19 protein-coding genes are annotated in these 21,300 nt (G+C 49.2%); 11 read left to right on the top strand and 8 right to left on the bottom strand.

Features of this window, described 5'->3' with window-relative positions:
- Window positions 1-112: 112 nt before the first annotated feature.
- The 4 genes from AC50Y5_RS27385 to leuC form a co-directional block, all read right to left on the bottom strand.
- Window positions 113-673, bottom strand: coding sequence for a GerMN domain-containing protein (locus AC50Y5_RS27385; RefSeq protein ID WP_494864412.1), 561 nt, complete (start codon window positions 671-673; stop codon window positions 113-115).
- Window positions 674-693: 20 nt separating this feature from the next.
- Window positions 694-2,136: an N-acetylmuramoyl-L-alanine amidase family protein gene (locus AC50Y5_RS27380; protein ID WP_494864410.1), complete on the bottom strand. Its 1,443-nt coding sequence runs from the start codon at window positions 2,134-2,136 to the stop codon at window positions 694-696.
- A gap of 253 nt (window positions 2,137-2,389) precedes the next feature.
- Window positions 2,390-2,992, bottom strand: a complete 603-nt coding sequence (gene leuD / locus AC50Y5_RS27375) for a 3-isopropylmalate dehydratase small subunit (protein ID WP_099519988.1) — start codon at window positions 2,990-2,992, stop codon at window positions 2,390-2,392.
- A gap of 29 nt (window positions 2,993-3,021) precedes the next feature.
- Window positions 3,022-4,437, bottom strand: coding sequence for a 3-isopropylmalate dehydratase large subunit (gene leuC, locus AC50Y5_RS27370; RefSeq protein WP_056028644.1), 1,416 nt, complete (start codon window positions 4,435-4,437; stop codon window positions 3,022-3,024).
- 162 nt (window positions 4,438-4,599) lie between these two features.
- On the opposite strand from leuC, the gene AC50Y5_RS27365 reads away from it, so the two are divergent.
- The gene (locus AC50Y5_RS27365; protein WP_099519986.1) at window positions 4,600-5,493 is read left to right on the top strand and encodes a LysR family transcriptional regulator; all 894 of its coding nucleotides are present in this window, start codon (window positions 4,600-4,602) and stop codon (window positions 5,491-5,493) included.
- A 118-nt stretch (window positions 5,494-5,611) separates the two neighbouring features.
- On the opposite strand, the gene AC50Y5_RS27360 is transcribed toward AC50Y5_RS27365, so the two are convergent.
- On the bottom strand, window positions 5,612-6,409 hold the full coding sequence (locus AC50Y5_RS27360; RefSeq protein WP_494864407.1) for a carbon-nitrogen family hydrolase: 798 nt from the start codon (window positions 6,407-6,409) through the stop codon (window positions 5,612-5,614).
- A 132-nt stretch (window positions 6,410-6,541) separates the two neighbouring features.
- On the opposite strand from AC50Y5_RS27360, the gene AC50Y5_RS27355 reads away from it, so the two are divergent.
- The 9 genes from AC50Y5_RS27355 to AC50Y5_RS27315 all read left to right on the top strand — a co-directional run bounded on the left by AC50Y5_RS27355 (window position 6,542) and on the right by AC50Y5_RS27315 (window position 15,741).
- Complete coding sequence (locus AC50Y5_RS27355; protein WP_056028652.1) at window positions 6,542-6,994, top strand: hypothetical protein; 453 nt, start codon at window positions 6,542-6,544, stop codon at window positions 6,992-6,994.
- A gap of 107 nt (window positions 6,995-7,101) precedes the next feature.
- Window positions 7,102-8,298 (top strand): pyridoxal phosphate-dependent aminotransferase, encoded by a 1,197-nt coding sequence (locus AC50Y5_RS27350; RefSeq protein WP_494864405.1) that lies wholly within the window; start codon window positions 7,102-7,104, stop codon window positions 8,296-8,298.
- Window positions 8,299-8,634: 336 nt separating this feature from the next.
- Window positions 8,635-9,735, top strand: a complete 1,101-nt coding sequence (gene proB, locus AC50Y5_RS27345) for a glutamate 5-kinase (RefSeq protein WP_494864403.1) — start codon at window positions 8,635-8,637, stop codon at window positions 9,733-9,735.
- A 61-nt stretch (window positions 9,736-9,796) separates the two neighbouring features.
- Window positions 9,797-11,047: a glutamate-5-semialdehyde dehydrogenase gene (locus AC50Y5_RS27340; RefSeq protein WP_494864401.1), complete on the top strand. Its 1,251-nt coding sequence runs from the start codon at window positions 9,797-9,799 to the stop codon at window positions 11,045-11,047.
- A gap of 45 nt (window positions 11,048-11,092) precedes the next feature.
- Window positions 11,093-11,971, top strand: a complete 879-nt coding sequence (gene proC, locus AC50Y5_RS27335) for a pyrroline-5-carboxylate reductase (RefSeq protein WP_056028664.1) — start codon at window positions 11,093-11,095, stop codon at window positions 11,969-11,971.
- The gene (locus AC50Y5_RS27330) at window positions 11,971-13,191 is read left to right on the top strand and encodes a 2,3-diketo-5-methylthiopentyl-1-phosphate enolase (RefSeq protein WP_494864399.1); all 1,221 of its coding nucleotides are present in this window, start codon (window positions 11,971-11,973) and stop codon (window positions 13,189-13,191) included. The genes proC and AC50Y5_RS27330 overlap by 1 nt, the downstream gene beginning before the upstream one ends.
- The gene (locus tag AC50Y5_RS27325; protein WP_056028670.1) at window positions 13,188-13,859 is read left to right on the top strand and encodes a 2-hydroxy-3-keto-5-methylthiopentenyl-1-phosphate phosphatase; all 672 of its coding nucleotides are present in this window, start codon (window positions 13,188-13,190) and stop codon (window positions 13,857-13,859) included. The genes AC50Y5_RS27330 and AC50Y5_RS27325 overlap by 4 nt, the downstream gene beginning before the upstream one ends.
- The gene (gene mtnB / locus AC50Y5_RS27320; RefSeq protein WP_056028674.1) at window positions 13,859-14,509 is read left to right on the top strand and encodes a methylthioribulose 1-phosphate dehydratase; all 651 of its coding nucleotides are present in this window, start codon (window positions 13,859-13,861) and stop codon (window positions 14,507-14,509) included. Before AC50Y5_RS27325 ends, mtnB begins: the two co-directional genes overlap by 1 nt.
- Before the next feature lie 191 nt (window positions 14,510-14,700).
- A complete protein-coding gene (locus AC50Y5_RS27315) occupies window positions 14,701-15,741 on the top strand; it encodes a MerR family transcriptional regulator (protein WP_494864396.1) in 1,041 nt (346 codons plus the stop codon).
- Window positions 15,742-15,763: 22 nt separating this feature from the next.
- Here the strand turns inward: AC50Y5_RS27315 and AC50Y5_RS27310 are convergent, their stop codons facing one another.
- A complete protein-coding gene (locus AC50Y5_RS27310) occupies window positions 15,764-16,636 on the bottom strand; it encodes an SDR family NAD(P)-dependent oxidoreductase (protein WP_056028680.1) in 873 nt (290 codons plus the stop codon).
- A 144-nt stretch (window positions 16,637-16,780) separates the two neighbouring features.
- Between AC50Y5_RS27310 and AC50Y5_RS27305 the strand changes: the two genes are divergently transcribed.
- Complete coding sequence (locus AC50Y5_RS27305) at window positions 16,781-17,245, top strand: MarR family winged helix-turn-helix transcriptional regulator (RefSeq protein WP_494864394.1); 465 nt, start codon at window positions 16,781-16,783, stop codon at window positions 17,243-17,245.
- Window positions 17,246-17,430: 185 nt separating this feature from the next.
- Here the strand turns inward: AC50Y5_RS27305 and argC are convergent, their stop codons facing one another.
- Together argC and helD are read right to left on the bottom strand one after the other, a co-directional pair.
- Window positions 17,431-18,384, bottom strand: coding sequence for an N-acetyl-gamma-glutamyl-phosphate reductase (gene argC, locus AC50Y5_RS27300; RefSeq protein ID WP_494864392.1), 954 nt, complete (start codon window positions 18,382-18,384; stop codon window positions 17,431-17,433).
- A gap of 205 nt (window positions 18,385-18,589) precedes the next feature.
- A complete protein-coding gene (gene helD / locus AC50Y5_RS27295; protein ID WP_494864389.1) occupies window positions 18,590-21,007 on the bottom strand; it encodes an RNA polymerase recycling motor HelD in 2,418 nt (805 codons plus the stop codon).
- Window positions 21,008-21,300: the final 293 nt, after the last annotated feature.

Here is a 21,300-nt window from a genome sequence, read left to right as displayed (position 1 = left end):
AGTTTCAAAACGTATTAAATGGAATTTCTATTTTATTACACTCTTTTATTCATTATCTATCATTTTCTTTCTATCAAGCGTAAACGGCTGAAGACGTTCTCTGGCTGCTAAGCTACGGCTTTAGTGTTGGATGCTCAAGCTCAACATGGCCCATCAGCGTATCTGCGCTGTCTCCATCAATGAGCAAATCATAGGATTTTACAAATTCGAACTGGAACAATGTTTTTTGGAGCGTCTCCAGCACTAATACTTCGCCAGGCGAACCAAGCCGGGACTCGTCAGACAGATGAAGATCAATCGTCACCTGTCCATCGCTTCCCAGCAACACCGATTTAATTTCAATCAGCTTCCACAGCGATACAGCGCCATCGCCCTCCGCTTGCTGTAATGCTGTAATTGCGTTTTGAACTAACTCCAGATCTGAGCTGTATGCAACCTGAACCTGCTGCTCCACTATACCATCCAGCTCTTCATTTCCCGCATATACCTTTATTTCTGCTGTCTGTTTTGCAGGCTCAATTGACGGCTCGGCCGTCGGAGCAGCGGATGGCTGAATAGAAGGCGACGGGCTGCTGCCCGCGCCTGATTCAGCTGGCTTGTTAACCGCCGCACAGCCCGCAACGAGTCCAACTATACATAAAGTCAACATGAACTTGCTCACTGTTCGCAGCATCTGTTATCCCCCTGTCTCTACTATAGCTTCAAATAGTCCTTGATTCCTGCTACAATTCCGGCAGCGATTTTATTTTGCACGGATTCATCAAACAGCTTCTTGTAATCGTCTGCGTTAGACAAAAATCCTGCCTCAAGCAAAATGGCTGGCATTGTCGTTTCTCTCGTCACATGCAAGCTCTGCTGCTTGACACCGCGATCCTTAAGGCCTGTTGCTTTGGCAAACTGCTTGTGTACCGCATCGGCAAACGCTTTGCTGCTAGCTCTTGTGTAGTAGGTTTCCGTGCCCGTTGCGGCGCTGCTCGGATTGCTGTTGGCATGAATAGATAGGAATAGATTAGCTTTAAGATTTTCAGCAAACTTTACCCGATCCTCCAGCTTGACATAGTTGTCATCGGGACGGGATAAAGAAGCTTTTATTTTCGACTCCTTATCAAGCAGAGCCTTTACTTTCAAAGAAAGGCTGAGATTAAATTCTTTCTCCCATCTGCCATTAATTCCTTTTGCTCCTGGATCAGAGCCGCCATGTCCCGCGTCAATTACGATAGAATAAACACCGTTTGCTGGCAGTGTCGGACCTGCAGTTGGCGTTGGCGTCGCTGAAGGCGTCGGTGTTGGCGTAGGAGTAGCTTGCACTGGCAGCGGATCAATGACATTGATGCGAATTTCGCCTAGCGCACTGTTGATGACATCCACATCGGCATCTGCTTTCAGGTCAAGCACGATACGTACAGTTGCCGGGCTTGACGAGAACAAGGAATAGCGGATACCGCTCAAATAAGGATGCTCGCCTACCTCAAGATTGATCTGACCTGAGCCAAGCTGCGCTAAAAGCGTATCCGAATAGGACACCTTGGGAATGTCCATTACGATTCGTTTCGGGCTTTCGAGCTTGAAAGGCTGATTGTAGACAGCGCTTCCCTCATAGTGAATAATAATCGCATTTTCATTGTCATACGAAATGTCCGTTACAACACCATCAGGCTGTGTGACAACCGGATCTGTTGATGGAGTTGGCGTAGGCGTTGGCTCCGCTTCTTTAAACAATTGGACGGATTTTGTCGTTTGGTCCCAATTGACCTGCATTCCGAGAGATTCCCCAACGAATCGCAGCGGAATAAGGGTTGTCCCTTTTTGCAGCAAAGCTGGCGTATCCAGCTTCACCTGCTCATTGTTAACAAAAGCGACATCCTGGTTAATAGTAAGTACAATTGAATCAGAGCCATTATGTACAGTAACTGTCTGTGTAGCTGACGACCAGCCTACTTTGTAGCCGATACTCTCCGACACGAGCCGAATCGGTACAAGCGTATACTTGTTGTCTACGATTTGCGGCGCTACCTTCGAATCCAGTAAAGCCCCATTCAAATAAAGCTTTGGCACAACCTCGGCAGCATGTCCTGCACTAGAAAACAGCGTGAACAAAAACGACATGAGCAACAAAATCGGTACAAATTTCTTCATTTTCCACCTCGATGACTGAAATTGCCCTCATCGAATGGGGTGCATTCGACTTAAACAGACTAAAATATTAGACGCACAGCGTCAGAAAAAGTTGCGTATAGAGGAAAAAAGAGGACAATTTTTCCGACAGGAAATTGCCCTCTTTTTAAAATATAGGAAAGTATATCGTTTTTCCATCCTTCTCTATATTTCTCGTAATGAAACGGCTGTCGCCGCCAGAAGGCGGCAACAGCCGTTTTTTCTTATTTACAGCTTATGCGTGCGCTTTTGCAGCGCGTTTTTGCTCGTAAGCTGTAATTTTATCTTCATGCATCAGCGTAAGGCCGATATCATCAAGACCTTGCAGCAAAAACTGGCGACGGTGCTCATCCAGCTCAAAGTTGATTTCCAGACCATAATCATCAGTCAGACGATTGTTTTCCAGATCAACATTCAGCTTGTAGCCATCATGCTTCGCCGTGCGCTGGAACAGATCTTCAACCTGCTCTTCGCTCAGCTTAAGCGGCAAAATGCCGTTTTTGAAACAGTTATTGTAGAAAATATCTGCATAAGACGGTGCAATAACGACTTTGTAGCCATAGTCGAGAATGGCCCATGGCGCATGCTCACGTGAAGAGCCGCAGCCGAAGTTAGCACGAGATATAAGAACGGAAGCGCCTTGATAACGAGGCTTATTCGGTTCAAAATCAACGTTTACTTCACCGTTCTCATGAAAACGCCATTCGAAAAATAGAAATTGTCCAAAGCCGCTGCGCTCAATACGCTTCAAAAATTGCTTAGGAATAATCGCATCCGTATCTACGTTAACGCGATCGACTGGAGCAACAATGCCCGTAAACTGTTTAAATGGTTCCATATCGGTAATACCCCTCTCACACGTCCTGATTAGTTCAATACTTCTGTTTTGACATTCCAATCACGCACATCTGTAAAACGGCCCATAACAGCTGCAGCAACAGCCATTGCTGGAGATACGAGATGCGTACGGCCTCCGCGGCCTTGGCGGCCTTCGAAGTTACGGTTCGATGTCGAAGCACAGCGCTGTCCTGGCTGCAGAACGTCCGGATTCATTGCCAGACACATCGAGCAGCCTGCTTCACGCCATTCGAAACCTGCTTCGATAAATACTTTATCAAGGCCTTCTTTCTCAGCCTGAATTTTAACGCGGCCCGAGCCTGGAACGACGATTGCTGTCACTTTATCGCTAACTTTGTAGCCGCGAGCGATTTCAGCAGCAGCACGAAGATCCTCAATACGTCCATTTGTACAAGAACCGATAAATACATAGTCGATCTCGATTTCATTCATAGGCGTACCTGGCTTCAGATCCATATATTCAAGTGCTTTCTCAGCAGCTTTACGCTCATTTTCCGTAGGGAGCTGTTCTGGGTAAGGAACGGAAGAAGTAATATCCGTACCCATGCCAGGGCTTGTACCCCAGGTTACTTGCGGAATCAGGGAATCCACATCAAAATCAACAATCGTATCATAAGTTGCGCCTTCGTCAGTGGACAGCAATTTCCACTCTTCTACAGCTGCATCATAATCTGCTGGAGCATATTCGCGTCCGCGAAGATAGTTGAAAGTCGTTTCGTCAGGAGCGATCAGACCTGCGCGAGCGCCGCCTTCGATCGACATGTTGCAAACCGTCATACGCTCTTCCATCGTCAGCGAGCGGATCGATTCGCCTGTGTACTCGATAACGTAGCCGGTAGCGAAGTCCGTGCCGTATTTTGCGATAACGCCCAAAATCATATCTTTTGCCGTTACGCCCGGTTTGCGGTTGCCTGTGAAGCGAACTTCCATCGTTTTTGCTTTCGATTGCTGCAAGCATTGTGTTGCCATTACGTGCTCAACCTCGGAAGTACCGATACCAAATGCAAGCGCGCCGAACGCACCATGCGTGGACGTGTGGCTGTCGCCGCAAACGATCGTTTTGCCCGGATGCGTGAGGCCAATTTCAGGCCCCATAACGTGTACAACGCCTTGGTCAATATTGTCAAGATCAAACAGCTTTACGCCGAAATCCTTACAGTTTTGCGTCAGCGTATCGATTTGTTGCTTGGAAATAGGATCTTTAATATTAAAGCGGTCTTTCGTAGGAACGTTGTGATCCATCGTTGCAAATGTCAAATCCGGACGACGTAATTTACGACCAGACATGCGAAGGCCTTCGAAAGCTTGCGGCGAAGTTACTTCGTGAACCAGTTGAAGATCGATATAAATAATACTTGGTTTGCCTTCTTCTTGATTAATGACGTGATTATCCCAAATCTTCTCAAACATCGTTCTTTTAGCCATTAAATTCACCCCATCGTTCGACTTCTCTTCAAAAATGATGCTCTAAGCATAACATCTGGCACTTGATTGATCCAAGATATAATATCTATAATGTCTATAGGTAACAACTATAACGGTAAATGAAGAAGCTCTTCCCAGAAAAATAGAAAGCGAAGGATGCCCATGGAGCTCAGACAACTGCAGTATGTGCTGCAAATCGCAATTGAAAAAAACTTCTCCCGCGCAGCGGAAAAGCTGCATATCGCCCAGCCCTCGCTCAGCCAGCAGCTGTCTAAGCTGGAGCAGGAGCTTGGCGTGCTGCTGTTTCGGCGCACGACCAACTCGGTTGAGCTTACGCAGGCTGGTCAGGTATTTGTTGACAAGTCCCAAACGATTCTCGATGCGATTGAACAATTAAAGCAGGAAATGGATGATATGGCGCAAATGCGGCGCGGGCGGCTCGTCGTCGGAACGCTGCCGATTACAGGCTCGCATATTTTGCCGCTCGTCCTGCCGGTATTCGGCGCCCAGTATCCACAAATCGAGGTGGTGCTCGTAGAGGATACTTCGGCAAAGCTGGAGCAGCTTACGGCAAGCGGCGGCACTGACCTCAGCTTGCTGTCCCTTCCGCTTGCCGATACCTCGCTTGCATGGGAGCCTTTAATGGAAGAAGAAATTTGCCTGGCGATTCCGCCACAGCATCCGCTTGCGGAAAGCTCGGAGCCTGTACCGATAAGCATATTGCGCAATGAACCCTTTATCGGCTTAAAAAAAGGCCAGGGCTTCCGGCAAATTACGGTCGAGCTGTGCCAGGCTTCCGGCTTTACGCCGCAAATCGTATTTGAAAGCAGCAATATTGAAACCGTCCAATCGCTCGTTGCGGGCGGCATGGGCATCGCCTTCGTTCCGAAAATGCTGACACGGCAAAGAGGGAGCGAATTCGCCCCCATCTACTTGCCCCTGTCCCCCAAAGCGTCACGGACACTAGTCATCGCCAGCCGCAAGGGGCGCTACCTGTCCAAAGCTACGGAGGCTTTCATTCGAACGATGAACAAAACGATCGTCCATTATAAATAAATGATTCGCTAAAAAATGGTATTAAACAGAAACGGCTAAATGTAAAAAGGTTGGGCTGCCCGCACGAGGGCTATTTAACCCCAACCTTTTCACTTCTCTTGACTTTTTAACCAAGCTTTTAATACAAATTTGGCCGACGGTCTTCGAATACGGGGATTTTTCCGCGTACGGCATCAACGAGTGAAAGGTCGATTTCTGCATAAATTACCGCTTCGTCCTCTCCACCCTCAGCAATGGTTTCTCCCCACGGATCAAGGACGAGTGAATGCCCGAAAAAGCTCGTTTCGCCGCTTTGCCCTACCCGATTGCAGGCAATGACGAACATTTGATTTTCAATCGCTCTTGCGCTCAGCAGCGTTTTCCAGTGATGCAGGCGCGGGTTTGGCCACTCAGCTGGAACAAACAGCAGCTTTGCGCCTCCAAGCGCCAGCTTGCGAGCAAGCTCTGGGAAGCGGATATCATAACAAATCATCATGCCGGCTTCCTGTCCGCCAAGCTGAAACGAACCAAGCTTATCGCCAGCTTGCAAATATTTTTCCTCATCCATTAAACGGAACAGATGGATTTTAGAATAATCCGCAATCGTTTCCCCCGCACGGTCGAAAGCAAAAATCGTATTGTAAACGCCATCCGCCTTGCTTTCCGCAATCGAGCCCGCAACAATATTTACTTGATGCTTAGCCGAAAAGGCTGACAAAAGCTGTTTCGTCCGCTCCCCATTCGCATCAGCCAGCGTTTCGATTTCCGTCAGCGCATAGCCTGTGTTCCACATTTCAGGAAACACGATGACATCAAGCTTGCGATCCCCGCTTACCGCTTGCTCCAGCATTTGCGCAAGCTTGGCAAAGTTCGCCTCCGGATTTCCTGCATTTATGTCCATTTGCAGCAGCGCAATGTTTAATTTTTCATTATTCATTTTCGTCAGGCCTCCTGTATGTTGCAACCATTCATTTTCCCTAATGATACCTTCACATGGTTCTGTGTCAAGATGGGGATGATAACTCAAGTACAATTACCAATCCATATACAGACAAGGAGCATGCATAACATGAAGCTGCAAAAATGGATAGCTGCCCTGTGCGCAGCTTGCTCATTATTTATTTTTGCCTCCACCGGATTTGCCCAGGAGACAGCAAAAGAGCAACATACGGTGGGACCCGTTCAAGTTTTTGATGTTAAAGCTGGCAAGGTCGTGCTGACTGTACCGAATGACAAGGACTATCAAAAGATGGCAAACAGCTGGCTTGGCTCCATTACAGGTCTTGCCCCCCAATTAACGAATGACAACACCTGTACCTATGTATATCGCGTTCCTCTAGCTAAACCTTACAAGCTGAGCACGAACAATATTTCGCTCAATGCAACCGAAGTATTTTTGTTCGTATGCGAAGGCAAAGCGCCGCAGCTGTTAGTTTTTGATGATCAGCGCAGGCCGCTGCTGCTGTTATTTACAGCTGATATCGCAGCTTTTGTTAAAAAAGTCGGCATTCCGGCCGCTTAAGAATCCATTCCAACTGAATCACTCGACATAAATGGTTTTTGCGTGCTACAGTAATGCTTAACGGCTTATTGTTCATGAGCAACTATTGGATGTGGAGTGTGAATAAAATGGAAACAAAGCTGGAACAGCATATCATTAAACCAGCAGATCGTATGACCGGCTTGCCTACGCAATTTTTTGCTAAATTGGTTGCTAAGGCTAATGCCCAAGTCGCGAAAGGCCGCGACGTTATTAACCTTGGACAAGGCAATCCCGATCAGCCGACTCCGCCGCACATTGTGGCCAAGCTACAGGAAGCAGCCGCAAACCCTATGTATCACCGTTATCCGCCTTTCAGCGGCTACCCTTTTCTCAAGGAAGCCGTAGCGAAACGTTATAAGGAAGATTATAACGTCGATATAGACCCAACAACAGAAGTTGCCATTTTGTTCGGCGGCAAAACAGGTCTGGTGGAACTTAGCCAGTGCCTGCTTAATCCAGGCGATGTCTGCCTCGTGCCTGACCCGGGCTATCCCGATTATTGGTCAGGCGTGGCGCTCGCTGGAGCGGATATGCATTTTATGCCGCTAACGGCGGAAAACCGCTTTTTGCCTGATTATAGCGCCATAGACGAAGCAGCGCTTAAGCGGGCGAAGCTCATGTTTATGAACTACCCTAACAATCCGACCGGAGCGGTAGCGAATGCTGAATTTTATGAACAGACAGTAGAATTCGCCCGCCGCACAGGCGTCGTTGTCGCAAGTGATTTTGCTTATGGCGCGATTGGCTTTGATGGCGAGCGTCCCGTCAGCTTCCTGCAAACGCCGGGAGCAAAGGAAGTGGGCATAGAGTTTTATACATTGTCGAAATCCTACAACATGGCGGGCTGGCGCGTAGGTTTTGCACTAGGCAACCCGCAGGTCATTTCTTTAATCAATCTTATGCAGGATCATTATTATTGCAGCCTGTTTGGCGGCATTCAGGAAGCGGCGGCTGAAGCGCTAACCGGATCTCAGCAATGCGTGACGGAGCTGAATGCCACTTATGAGCGCAGACGTGAAGCGTTGTTTGGCGCGCTGGATCGCATCGGCTGGAAAGCAGAGCGTCCGGGTGGCTCCTTCTTCTGCTGGCTGCCTGTTCCAGAAGGCTATACATCTGAATCGTTCGCGGATCTCGTTTTGCAGGAAGCAGATGTCGTTGTCGCGCCTGGAGTCGGCTTCGGCACATTCGGCGAAGGCTATGTACGGCTTGGATTGCTTACAAGCGAAGCTCGGCTGGAGGAAGCGGTTGAACGTATTGGAAAGCTAGGCATTTTCAAAGCATAACCGCCTGCAAATGCCTCTCTTTACAGCACCCGTCGATCATGATATGCTTACATCAACTGAACATGAAACGTTATGACGGGACCAGTAAGCTTGACTAGGTCGTGCCCAGAGAGTGAATTCCAGAGGCTGCAAGAATTTACCTCGACTGCTCGCTGAACCTGCCCCTGAACGGCCGATGATGAATCGGACAGCACCTCCTGTTACGAGGCCCAAGCAGGATTGTTTGCCTTAACTGGCCTACAGTCAATTAAGGTGGTACCGCGGAAGCATATAAGACTTTCGTCCTTTACGGACGGGAGTCTTTTTTATTTTGTCAGGAAATGGGATGATGGGAAAATGGCGGAACGAATCATTGTAAAAATCGGCAGCAGCTCGCTAACCTCCGAGGAAGGCGGACTGAACAAAGAACGCATCGCTTATTTTGTCTCCGAGCTTGCCGCGCTGCATGCAGCAGGCTGCTCGGTCATATTAGTCACCTCCGGTGCCGTTGCTGCAGGCTTTCGCCAAATTGGCTATGAGTCAAGGCCCAAAGCCGTACACGAGAAGCAAGCGGCCGCCGCAGTTGGGCAAGCGCTGCTCATGCAAGCTTATCAGGAGGCTTTTAGCCAGTTCAGTATTGGAGCAGCACAAATTTTGCTGACGCGGGCAGACTTCTCTAACCGCAAGCGAATTCAGAACGCTTTGATGACCATTGAAGAGCTGCTCAGGCTGCGCACGATACCGATTATTAACGAGAACGATACCGTCGCAACCGATGAGCTGAAATTTGGCGACAATGACAATTTGTCAGCACTGGTCGCAACAATGACGAAAGCTGGACAGCTCATTATTATTACGGATATGGACGGCTTGTACACGGAGGATCCACGGAAGAATCCGCAAGCAGTCAAAATCGAGCGAGTCGGCAGCATTTCCGCAGACATTATGAAATTCGCCGGCGGTGCCGGCTCGGCAGTTGGAACGGGCGGGATGCGCTCCAAAATTGAAGCAGCCCGAATTGCCATGCGCGGCGGCGTACCCGCTTTTATCGGGAAAGTGCAGCAGCCTGGCGATCTGTCGCTTGCGACAAGCGGCTCCGGCAAAGGCACGTATTTCGATACGGAGATGCATAGCCTGCCGATGAAGAAGCAATGGCTGGGCTTCCACTCTATGCCTCAAGGCACGATATCAGTTGATGCAGGAGCTGAGCTTGCGCTGCTTACAGGGGGCAAAAGCCTCCTCCCTGCCGGCATTACAGGCAGCAGCGGCGATTTCCATCCCGGCGATATCGTGGAGGTGCTTAGCGCCAGCGGCGAAACGATTGGGCGCGGCGTCGTCAATTACGCTGCATGGCAAGCTAAGGCAGCAGCCGGACTTGGCAGCGAAGAAGTGAAGCGCAGAATTGATGTGAGCCGGATTGAAGTCATCCACCGGGATGAATGGGTTTCATTAAAATAAGCCCTTGTCCATTAATAGGGCCAGTCGTTATTCATCACTTATTTTTAGGAGGAACAAACCTATGACAAGCGAAGTTGTCCAAAAAGCCACATTGGCAAAACGTGCTGCAAGTATTATGAACACCGTAACGACCGACCAGAAAAATGCCGCACTGCTTACGATCGCTGACGCTTTAATTAAGCATACAGCTGATATTATTGAAGCGAACAAGCTCGATTTGAAAAATGGAGAAGCAGCCGGCACTAGCCGCTCCCTGCTCGACCGTCTCGCTCTCGATGAGGCAAGAATTGAAGCAATTGCTCAAGCGCTCCGTGAAATCGCTGATCTGCCTGACCCAGTTGGCGAACTGCTGGAGCAGTTCGACCGTCCGAATGGACTGCATATTGAAAAATCACGTGTTCCGATCGGCGTTATTGGCATCATTTATGAAGCGCGTCCGAATGTGACGGTCGATGCGGCTGGATTATGTCTCAAAACTAGCAACTGCGTCGTGCTCCGCGGCGGCTCGGCAGCACTTGAATCGAATCGCAAAATTATCGAGGTGCTGCGCCAGGCGCTTGAGTCGACGGCATTGCCAGCCGATGCCCTCCAGCTCATTGAAGATTCCGATCGCGCGTCGGTCAATGAAATGCTCAAGCTGAACGGACTGCTCGATGTTATTATTCCACGCGGCGGGTCAACACTCATTCGCACCGTCGTTGAAAATGCTACCGTTCCGGTTATTGAAACCGGCGCAGGCATTTGCCATACTTATATTGATGCGAGTGCAAACGTGGAGATGGCGGCCAGCATTTCGCTCAATGCCAAAGCACAGCGTCCATCCGTCTGCAACTCCATGGAAACGCTGCTTGTACACGAAGCTTTTGCCAGCGAGTCGCTTCTCTCCATTGCTGAGCAGTTTACAGCAGCAAAGGTGGAGCTTCGCGGCTGCGAGCGCGTTATGAAGCTTATTCCGCACGCCAAGCAAGCGACGAATGAGGATTACGCGACAGAGTATAATGACTATATTCTGAACGTGAAAATCGTAGATAATCTGGATGAGGCCATCGCTCATATTAGCAACTACGGGACGCAGCATTCCGAATGCATCGTTACCGAGGACGCAGGCAATGCAGCCCGCTTTATGCAAGAAATTGATGCGGCTGCCGTCTATCACAATGCTTCCACTCGCTTCACGGATGGCTTTGAATTCGGCTTTGGCGCCGAAATTGGCATTAGTACGCAGAAGCTTCATGCACGCGGGCCTATGGGCTTGCCTGCACTCACATCAACCAAATACCGGATTACCGGCTCTGGACAAATTCGCGGCTAATTAAGCGTTCACTTTACGATTTCGAAAATATGGGAGGAAACCGTTATGCCAATAGATACAGACACCAAGACGATTGATCGCATTCAGTCGCTGCAAATCGCTTTCTACGGCGCAGGCTCCATGGCGGAAGCCATCGCCCGGGGCATGATTAATCAGAACCTGACGCAGCCGAAACGCATTGCAATGCTCAACCGGCAAAATGCCGATCGTTTGAACGAGCTTAACAGCCAGTATGGTGTTCAGACGATTTTGCAAGGCTCCTCGAACGAAGCTTTTCTGAAGGAAGCCGATATTATTTTTCTCGCCATGAAGCCAAAAGATGCAGCCGAAGCCATTGCAGGCATTAAGCCTTTTATTTCGGAGCATCAGCTTATTATTTCGGTCATTGCCGGACTATCGATTTCTTCGATTGAGCTGCTTCTTGGCCGCAAGCTGCCTATCGTACGCACGATGCCGAATACGTCCTGCACGATCGGGCTCGGTGTTACAGGCATCAGTTATTCCGAAGCGGTGACGAAGGAGCAGCAGCTGCTGGCGGAAGCTATTTTCCAATCCGTTGGCATCACCTCCGTCGTTGAGGAGAACTATCAAGACGCCATTACCGGCGTATCGGGCAGCGGTCCGGCTTATGTGTATTATTTTATGGAATCGATGATTGATGCGGCGAAGGCAATGGGCCTTAGCGAAACGGCTGCCAAGGCGCTTGTCACGCAGACGGTGCTTGGTGCCGCGGAAATGGTCCGTGCAACTGGCGAGGAGCCTGCCGAATTGCGCCGCAAAGTGACATCCCCGAATGGGACGACGCAAGCAGCGCTTGAGCTGATGAGCCAGCAAGGTTTGGCTGAGACAATTGCTAGCGGCATGAAGCGTTCCGCCGAACGCGCAGCCGAAATCGGAGCCGATATTGAAAGGAGCTTGAAATAATGAGTGAATATTGCATTGCTACCTACCGCAGCTTTGACGATAAAGCGGATTTTGATAAAAAAGCGTTATCCATTGCCGTCGGCCTGACGGTTGGAAGCTGGACCGATTTGCCGGAAGCGCGCAAATCCGAAATGGAGAAGCATCTCGGCAAAGTATTGTCCGTTGAGGTGCATGAAGGCGGAGAAGGCAATCGCTACGCTGATATTCGCATCGCCTATCCAGATATCAATTTCAGCCGCGATATCCCTGCCCTGCTCGTTACGATTTTCGGCAAGCTGTCGATGGACGGACGCATTAAACTGATTGATATTGAAGTTTCACAGTCGTTCGGCTCTGCTTTTCCGGGTCCGAAGTTTGGCTTGCAAGGCGTTCGCGGCCTACTCGGCGTACAGGAGCGTCCGCTGCTGATGAGCATCTTCAAATCTGTTGTCGGCCATGATCTGGCGAACTTGCAGGAGCAGTTTTATAAGCAGGCGCTTGGCGGCGTTGATCTGATTAAAGACGATGAAATTTTGTTTGAAAATCCGCTGACCCCGCTGGAAAAACGCGTTGAGGCTTGTATGGAAGCTGCCGAGCGCGCCCAGCAGGAAACGGGCCAAAAGCTGCTGTATGCTGTCAATTTGACGGGCCCTACTTCGCAGCTTGCTTCTCAGGCGCGCAAAGCGATTGCTGCTAGAGCTAACGCCCTGCTCTTTAATGTGCTGGCTTACGGCTACGATGTGCTGCATGAGCTGAGCAAAGATCCGTCGATCAGCGTACCGATTGCTGCGCATCCGGCTATGGCAGGCGCGATGTATCCTTCGCCGCACTATGGCATTGGCGCTTCCGTGCTTCTGGGCAAGCTTATGCGCCTTGCGGGAGCTGATCTCGTGCTGTTCCCTTCTCCTTACGGCTCGGTCGTCATGCCGAAGGAAGAAAATCTCGCCGTCAAGGAAGCGCTGCTTGCCCCATCCAGCGAGCTGCTCACCAGCTTCCCTGTTCCATCCGCGGGCATTCATCCGGGCCTCGTGCCGCTTATTTTGCGCGACTTCGGCACCGATGTAGTCGTCAACGCTGGCGGAGGCATTCACGGCCATCCGATGGGCACCGCTGCTGGCGGACAAGCCTTCCGCCTCGCGATTGATGCAGCGATGAATGGCATTCATCTGCGCGATGCTGCCGCAGCTCCTGGCGGTGAAGCACTGCAAGCTGCTATTGACGCTTGGGGGATTAAAGAATGACAGCAGCAAAAAAACGCATCGTGTTCTGCGATTTCGACGGAACGATTACGGTAAATGATAATATTATTGCGATCATCCGCCATTTTAACCCGCCAGGCTGGGAGCCGATTGTGGAGCAGACGATTTCACAGCAAATATCCATTCGTGAAGGGGTAGGCAAGCTGTTCCGCCTCCTCCCTTCTTCTATGCAAAAAGAAGTTGTCCATTTCGGCATTACGAATGCGCGCATTCGCGAAGGGTTTGGCGAGTTCCTCTCCTACTGCCGGAAAAATGATATTGAATTTTACGTGACAAGCGGCGGCATAGACTTTTTCGTCTATCCGGTGCTTGAGCCATTCGATATTCCACAGGATCATATTTATTGCAATGGCCATGATTTTAGCGGTGCTAATATTGAAATTACATGGCCGCATCCGTGCGACGGACAATGCAGCAATGAATGCGGCATGTGCAAAACGACGATTATGCGCAGCTTCCCCGCTGAGCAATATGAACGTATTGTCATTGGCGACAGCGTGACGGACTTTGAAGGCGCAAAGCTGGCGGATGCTGTTTTTTCCCGCTCGCACCTGACGACGAAATGCCAGGAGCTTGGCCTGCCTCATTCCGAATATGAGACGTTCCATGATATTATTCGCGTGCTTGACAAGGGAAAGGATGAATCGTAATGACATTTGAGCAAATTACAACCGAGCAGAAACAGAAGGCGCTCGCTGATCTGCGTGAAGTAAAGGAGCTGTTTGCCTCGCGCGGCTGGTTCCCTGGCACAAGCGGCAATCTGTCCGTGCGCGTAGGGGATTTCGACCCCGAGCAGTTCCATTTTGCCATTACGGCAAGCGGCAAGGATAAGACGGTTCATACACCAGAAGACTACCTATTCGTCGATAAAGAAGGCAAAGCTGTCGAAGCGACTAAGCTGAAGCCTTCGGCGGAAACGCTGATCCACTGCGAAATTTACCGCCAGACGGGCGCAGGCGCTATTTTTCATGTGCATACCGTCTTTAACAGCGTCATCTCGGAATGGTTCTGGGATCGCAAATCCGTGCCGGTTGACGGCGTAGAATTAATTAAGGCGTTCAATATTTGGGACGAGGAAGCGCATATCGACATTCCGATTGTGTCCAACTTCGCCAACATTCCGCAAATCGTTCCTGAAGTAATGGAGCGCCTGCAGCCCGAAATTCCCGGCATTTTGCTGCGCAAGCACGGCATTTATGCTTGGGGTGCGAATCCGTTTGAAGCGAAGCGCCATTTGGAGGCGTTTGAATTCATTTTTGAATACGTGTATCGCTGGGAGCTGTTGAACGGCCGCAAATAAAGCGCTGTTTCAACGGTAGGCTATATTAGGATCATACTAATAAATAAGACTAAGAGCTGTCTCGATGCACACCCGTGCAGAGGCGGCTCTTTTTTCAAGACGTAACCAGCTGTAGAATGAATGAGCAATTTTGAAAAAAGCTTGACCTTTACGTTAGGGAAAGGTTCATGCTTAGTAAAGGAGGGATGACGGTGAAAGTATTTGAAGCTGCACGGCTGCTGGATACAACTCCGCGTACGCTGCGATTTTATGAGGAAAAAGGGCTCGTTACGCCCACGAAAGCGCGCGAAAACGGCTATCGCCTGTATAGTGAGGAAGATATAGAGCGGCTGCGATGGATTATTGCGCTCCGCGAGCTTGGCATGCCGCTGGCTGCCATTGGCGAGGTGCTGCAAACGGCACGCCAGCCTGATGATTTTCTGCGATTAGCCGATCGTGCGCGGGCTCTCCTCTATGAGGAATGGGTCGCAGCGGGGCAAAAGCTGCAGGCGCTTGATGATACGATAGCCAAATGGCGGAGCCAACCACAGCCTGAGCTTGGCGCCGCTGAGGATGCAGCGGAAAAGATGAAGCATTCCCGCTCCCAGCGAAGCAGCTGGAATGATCGCTGGGATTATGATCGTCTAGCGCTGGAGCATGGCGAGGCTGCCCCAATGGCTGCATTGGCAAAGGTGCTGACTCCCTTCAGCTATGAACAAGCGTTAATGAAGACGCTGGAATGGATTGATCCGATTGCAGGCGAGTACGGCGCCGAGCTTGGAGCGGGAACCGGCAATCTGTCTGTCAAGCTCGCAGAAGCAGGTGTACGCTTAACAGCAATTGAGCAATCGGTGCAAATGCTGAGCATTTTGCGCCGGCGTCTGCCGCATGTGGATGCAAAGCTCGGCAACCTGCTCACCATACCACTGCCGGATCGAGTATGCGCCTTCATCGCTTGCAGCTTTGCAATGCATCATTTGAATGATTCCCAGCAGTTGCTCGCTCTGGCTGAGATGGATCGAATTTTGCTGCCTGGAGGACGAATGGCCATTATCGATATTAGCAAGGATATCGAAGCAGCAGCAGACTCAACTAAATTTGCCGCTGCCGGGCAGCCTCTTGCTGCAGCTATTGAGCCTTTCCGTTTGCATGAGCTTCAAAGCTGGCTCCAGTCGCGCCGCTACTCCATCTTCATTGAGCGTTTGGAGAGCGCTGCGGTCATGCTTTTTGCGGTAAAATCGGAACAGTCATAATATACCGGCGTAGGCCCGTTATTTAAATCCATTCCTTTTGCTTTAGCAATTGCTGTGTCTCTTTCCATAGCCTAGACTGCATTGCAGGATCTCCGCCAGGGTGCACAGGAAGGATCGACTTGCCTGTCCCAACGTTATAATATCCGCCAGTAACGTCTTCATATTGCGTATCAACCACTAGGCGGGTAATAATCTCGGCACCTTTGCGCGGATCTCCAATTCGCAGCCATTTTAAAATTCGTTCAAGCAGCGGGGCAAACCAGAGCTCGCGGCCAAGTCCGGTTACATTAAATCCGGGATTGAGCGTATGAACAGCTACACTCGTGCCAGATAATTGACGGGAAAGCTCTCCTGCAAACATAATGTTCAACAGCTTCGTTTTTCCATAGATGGCTGACGAGCCCCTCGCTGTAAAATCAGCGGTATCCGTCAAATCTTCAGGCAGCGTCAGCACCCCATGATTGCGGGACGCTTCTGATGCCACATTGACAATTCTCGCTTTGTTTGAAGCCTTGAGCGACGGCAGCAAAATTTTCGACAATAGCCAGGGAGCCAAATAGTTGACGGCCATCATTTCCGAGAAGCCTTCGGAGGTGATCCGCTGTTTAAAAGCATGCAGACCCGCATTATTTACGAGCACATCGATTTTGGGATAGGTTGACTTGATTTCTTCCCCTATCCGTTTCACATCCGCCATAATAGATAAGTCACCGTAAAAAAAGACCATTTCTGAATGAGGCGCAACCTCATTAATCCTTCTGGCTGTTTCCTCCGCTCGTTCTCTGCTTCTGGCAGTTAATGCAAGCTTCATGCCGCGCTTGGCTAAATCCATGGCCGCAATCTGTCCAATGCCGCTGGTCGCTCCTGTTATGACAGCCACTGATTTCGTATCCATTCGTTTCTCCTCCATCACGCTGAATTTATTTTGACACCTTCTAGGCAAAATCATATAATTGACATAAATCAACTATATGATTTTATTTGATATATGTCAATTATATTCAAGTGTAAATCTATGGAGCCAACGGAGATGATTATTATGGACAATAACCAATCAGAGCAGCTTGCACCGAGAACACAGCTTGAGCTAAAGCTTGGTGAGCAGCTTAATGCGCTTATCAGCGCCTCCCACGCCTTGAATGTCAGAGCTGCTGCGCGGTTCGACTCTAGCTTGCAGCCCGCCGCTTTTTTAATTGTACGGTGGCTCCTCTCCTATGGGGCAACTAGCGCCACTGCTTTAGCCGAAGCAACAGCTATGGACCGCAGCTCCGTCAGCCGTCTGGTCAACCAGCTTAAGGGGCTGCACTATGTACAAAGTGAAACGGCTCCTGAGGATCGCCGCGGCGTACGCTTATCCTTAACCGAGCTTGGACGGGAACGAACTTTAGAAGCCTTGAAGGAAAAAGAATCCGCCTTCTATGCCAGCATTTCACAGTGGGATGATGCCACGCTGCAGCATTTCACCGAAATGCTCCAAAATTTCAATAGCTACAATTTGAAATAGCACATGTACAATTGAAATAAACGATTGGACCAGCCTGACTATAAGAAAAATCGGTTGCCATGGACGAAAAAATAGGCCAACCAGAAATCTCTGGTTGACCTATTAGAATAACAATACAGCTGGACCAACGCATTTTTATTGAAATAACGTTACTCGATAGCAGAAAAAATTTTGCCTAAACGAATTTAGTTCAACAAGCTATTCCCTTCATCCAATCCAAGCATGAGATTCATATTTTGCACTGCAGCCCCTGATGCACCTTTTCCTAAATTATCGTATCTTGAAATAATATTCACCTTGCCCTTTTGTCCAAAAACAAAAATTTCCAATCGGTTCGTGTTATTGCACTCCGAAATCATGAAGTGTCCTTCATCAAGGTTTGCTTCTGAATCGTAAGGCATGACATGTACAAAACGCTCCGATTCAAAATAAGCGGATAATGCTTCATGTACCTCTTTTGCAGAAGCGTTTTTGGACAAAATCCTGCTAATTAAGGGGACTGACATCGCGAGTCCTTGTGCATAATTAGCTTTTATGGGCGTGAATAATGGTTCATATAAAAGTCCTGAATACATCAACATCTCAGGTATATGCTTATGATTATGCTGCAGCGCATAATGCCTTGGAACATGGAGCTTTCTTTCAGCTGCTAATACTGAATTCTCATATTCCTCTATTCCGCTTTTGCCAGCTCCGGAATAGCCAGTCAAGGAATAACACGTTACAGGGTAATCTTCTGGAAGTATGCCTGCTTCAATTAGCGGTCTAATCGTAAGAATAAAACCAGTTGCATGACAGCCTGGAACGGATACTCTCGCTGCGGACTGTATGAGTTCTCTTTGATTTTTCAACTCAGGCAGACCATATACCCAGCTTTTATCCGTTCTAAAGGCAGTGCTGGTATTAATGATTCTTGTTTTGTCATTTTTCACAAGCTCAATTGACTCTTTAGCAGCCGAATCGGGCAGACAAAGAAATACGATATCTGCACTATTAAGGAATTTACTTCGTTCTTCAGGATTTTTTCTTTTGTCAGAGTCAATCCTAAGAACTTCAATGTCCGGCAGCTTGGCCAGATACTCAAAAATCTTCAAGCCTGTCGTGCCTTCTTGTCCGTCAACAAATACCTTATATGTCATAAAGCACTCCCTTGTTATGAATATTTATTCTTAATAATGAATAATTATACACAACTCTATAGCTTTAAGCAAATTTCATTTGCAACGTTTATACAATCACAAGGCTTACATTTTTTGCCCGGCAGCTTATTGAGACATCGTCAGTTTCGGAGCAAAATGGATTTCTAATCAGCAGCTTATCGGGGTCGAAGTTTTCCCCGATCCATCAAGATGTAGCTTTCTCATACAAATTCGCAGGCAATGACTGCACGAATGGCGACCAATTGCCCGCCGTATAAAGATGAAGCCGATGCATAGCCCGCGTACAAGCCGTGTAAAGAAGCTTGCGTTCGTTATTCTGTCCGTAAGCTTCGGGCGAAGCATCATAGATCAAGACTGCATCGAACTCGACACCCTTGGCGAGATACACGGGAATGACCATCACTCCTTTTTCAAAGCCCAGCGTCTCCTTCGTAATGAGCTGCAGAGCTGCGCCTCCATATATCCGCAACGATTCATGAGCTTCCCGGCTTTCGGCAGCGGTCTTCGTAATGACGGCGATGGAATCGAAGCCTTCGGCCCTGAGCGCCGCGATGTCTGCCATTATTTGCGCATCACGCTTCTCCCCGCTGTCCATTCTCGTCAGAAGGGGCTTGTGGCCTCGCCTTTCAAAAGGTGCAATTTCTTCCCCGCCTGGAAGCATCGATCTCGTAAATTCAACTATCTCCCTGGTTGAACGATAACTGCGTACAAGGCATACTAGGCTCGTTTCGGCTTCGCCATAAAGGCGGACCAGCGGCGAGTCGGATGCAGACAAACTTGTAGCCTGCATGAAGATCGCTTGCCCAAAATCACCGAGCACCGTCATCCGAGCACGTGGAAACAGCTTTTTTAAATATTCATATTGAAACGGCGAATAATCCTGACCCTCGTCTACGAACACATACCGGATTTCCTTGTTCGTCCGGACGCCTTCGATCAGTTCTTTTACATACAAATAAGGAGTCGCATCCTCGTAGAATAGCTCATTGCGAAGCAGCGATTCCTTCGTTTGCCTGCATATTTCAGGCCACAGCGGTGGGACGACAGCCCCATTCGTTTTTTCTTGATAAGCGGCTTCGTCAACAAACAGTTGGCCATATATGCCTTTAATATCTACGAACGATAGCTTCTTCACCATTTTCCTTAGCGGTTTAAAGCATTCTTTCACGATCCTGCGGCGGTGCAGCTCTTCCTCCCTTGTGGCGAAGTCAAAGTCGCCTTCATCTTCCCGAAGCTTGTTGCTTATTTTCTCGCGAACTACCGCGTATTGTTCCGCAATGTCGAATACTTCCTTATCTTTGTGCAGCATTCCGAAAACTTCCGCGTACTGCTCGGCATCGAGATAATTCAGCTCTTCCTGCACCCAAGGCGCTTCCCGCTCCTTACGTTCCAGCAAAGCCAGTTCTTTCAGCAGCCATTCCTGTAAAAGTTCGATACGATTGAGCAACGGCTGAGAACGGTCATATTCGTAAAATTTCGCTTTTATTCGCTCTGCGGCAATCAGATCGCGTTCCCGAAACCGGATACCGTTGAATCGCATGCCTTTTTGTCCCAACCACACGCCATAGTCCTTCAGGGCTTGCAGGAAAACCTCGGAAGCTTTATATTCGATCCCCTGAAGTCGAGCCTCATACCCCGGCACCCCTTGTGCGGTCAGTACATATTCAATTTGATCAAAAGCATCCTCCGGCCGTAACGAAGAACCTAGCCAATAGTCGAGATATTCTTGAAAAGTCGTCTGCTGTATGTTCTCTTCACCAAGCTCCGGTAGGACGGTGGAGATATAACTGTTAAACATCGGATTCGGCGAAAAAAGAACGATTTGATCGGCCTTGATCGACTGGCGATGTTTGTACAGCAAATACGCCACTCGCTGCAATGCCGCTGAAGTTTTGCCACTGCCGGCCGCCCCCTGTACGATAAGCATCCGGCTTTTTTCATTGCGGATGATGATGTTTTGTTCCCTCTGTATGGTGGCCACGATACTCTTCATTTGCGAGTCCGCCCCTTTGCCGAGCACTTGCTGCAGCAATTCGTCTCCGATCGTCTCGCTCGCGTCAAACATGCTCTGGATTTGCCCGCTTTGAATCTGAAACTGGCGCTTGAGCTCCATCGTCCCTTCGATTTGTCCAGCTGGCGTGACATAAGACGCTAAGCCAGGGGAATAGTCGTAGTAAAGGCTCGCGATGGGCGTACGCCAGTCATAAATCAGAAAGCTCAAACCGTCATCGTCGATGAAGGAAGATACGCCAATATAGATTTGCTCGCTGAAGCCCAGACCATCCTCCTGAAAGTCGAGGCGTCCGAAATAAGGAGATGGATGCAGACGTTTCATGCTGTCCCATTGCTGCGCCAATAGCTTGCGGCCCCGCTCCCGTTCGGCCAATACCGCGGACTGCTGGTTAATCGTGTAGAAGGTTTCTTCGAAATCTTCTTGCGTGCTTGTGTTGATCGTAACCTCTTCCCAAAACCGCTTGCGGATGTCCGCAGCTTGATCGCGCAGCCCGGCAACCTCCGGCTCCAATTCAGCGATCCTCGCCTGCAGCTTGTTCCTGATCCATTCCAGTCTCTCCTGTTCTTGCCGCCAATCCTTCGTATCCATTCTCCTGAACACACTCCTTTTTCCGTTTTTCCGGGATAAAAAAGAGCATTGACAAATCAAAGTTCCAGATGTACAATTAAAGTGGGAATAAAATTGGATACATCTTTAATCTGCATTGTCAATGACGCTATCGATTATATCATGGCGTTATTTTGCGTTCAATCTATTTTTTTGTTACCCCTCCGGTAGAGCAGAACACTGGCCCGAATTCTAGACCGTTTAAACAAACTACCGCGGAATTAAGCGGCCATGAGAGGAGCCTTGCATTTAGCAGGGGTCCTCTTTTTTATTTC

The organism is Paenibacillus sp. JT22N7 (assembly GCF_059383875.1).
This window is presented reverse-complemented; position numbering and strand designations above follow the sequence as displayed.

Bases quoted from the DNA above. Each gene is read 5' to 3' on its own strand.
- AC50Y5_RS27360 (WP_494864407.1), bottom strand. From the start codon at position 6,409: ATGAATAATGAAAAATTAAACATTGCGCTGCTGCAAATGGACATAAAT.
- mtnB (WP_056028674.1), top strand. From the start codon at position 13,859: ATGACATTTGAGCAAATTACAACCGAGCAGAAACAGAAGGCGCTCGCT.
- helD (WP_494864389.1), bottom strand. From the start codon at position 21,007: ATGGATACGAAGGATTGGCGGCAAGAACAGGAGAGACTGGAATGGATC.
- proC (WP_056028664.1), top strand. From the start codon at position 11,093: ATGCCAATAGATACAGACACCAAGACGATTGATCGCATTCAGTCGCTG.
- AC50Y5_RS27325 (WP_056028670.1), top strand. From the start codon at position 13,188: ATGACAGCAGCAAAAAAACGCATCGTGTTCTGCGATTTCGACGGAACG.
- AC50Y5_RS27340 (WP_494864401.1), top strand. From the start codon at position 9,797: ATGACAAGCGAAGTTGTCCAAAAAGCCACATTGGCAAAACGTGCTGCA.
- AC50Y5_RS27355 (WP_056028652.1), top strand. From the start codon at position 6,542: ATGAAGCTGCAAAAATGGATAGCTGCCCTGTGCGCAGCTTGCTCATTA.
- AC50Y5_RS27385 (WP_494864412.1), bottom strand. From the start codon at position 673: ATGCTGCGAACAGTGAGCAAGTTCATGTTGACTTTATGTATAGTTGGA.
- argC (WP_494864392.1), bottom strand. From the start codon at position 18,384: ATGACATATAAGGTATTTGTTGACGGACAAGAAGGCACGACAGGCTTG.
- leuC (WP_056028644.1), bottom strand. From the start codon at position 4,437: ATGGCTAAAAGAACGATGTTTGAGAAGATTTGGGATAATCACGTCATT.
- leuD (WP_099519988.1), bottom strand. From the start codon at position 2,992: ATGGAACCATTTAAACAGTTTACGGGCATTGTTGCTCCAGTCGATCGC.
- proB (WP_494864403.1), top strand. From the start codon at position 8,635: ATGGCGGAACGAATCATTGTAAAAATCGGCAGCAGCTCGCTAACCTCC.
- AC50Y5_RS27365 (WP_099519986.1), top strand. From the start codon at position 4,600: ATGGAGCTCAGACAACTGCAGTATGTGCTGCAAATCGCAATTGAAAAA.
- AC50Y5_RS27305 (WP_494864394.1), top strand. From the start codon at position 16,781: ATGGACAATAACCAATCAGAGCAGCTTGCACCGAGAACACAGCTTGAG.
- AC50Y5_RS27350 (WP_494864405.1), top strand. From the start codon at position 7,102: ATGGAAACAAAGCTGGAACAGCATATCATTAAACCAGCAGATCGTATG.
- AC50Y5_RS27330 (WP_494864399.1), top strand. From the start codon at position 11,971: ATGAGTGAATATTGCATTGCTACCTACCGCAGCTTTGACGATAAAGCG.
- AC50Y5_RS27310 (WP_056028680.1), bottom strand. From the start codon at position 16,636: ATGGATACGAAATCAGTGGCTGTCATAACAGGAGCGACCAGCGGCATT.
- AC50Y5_RS27380 (WP_494864410.1), bottom strand. From the start codon at position 2,136: ATGAAGAAATTTGTACCGATTTTGTTGCTCATGTCGTTTTTGTTCACG.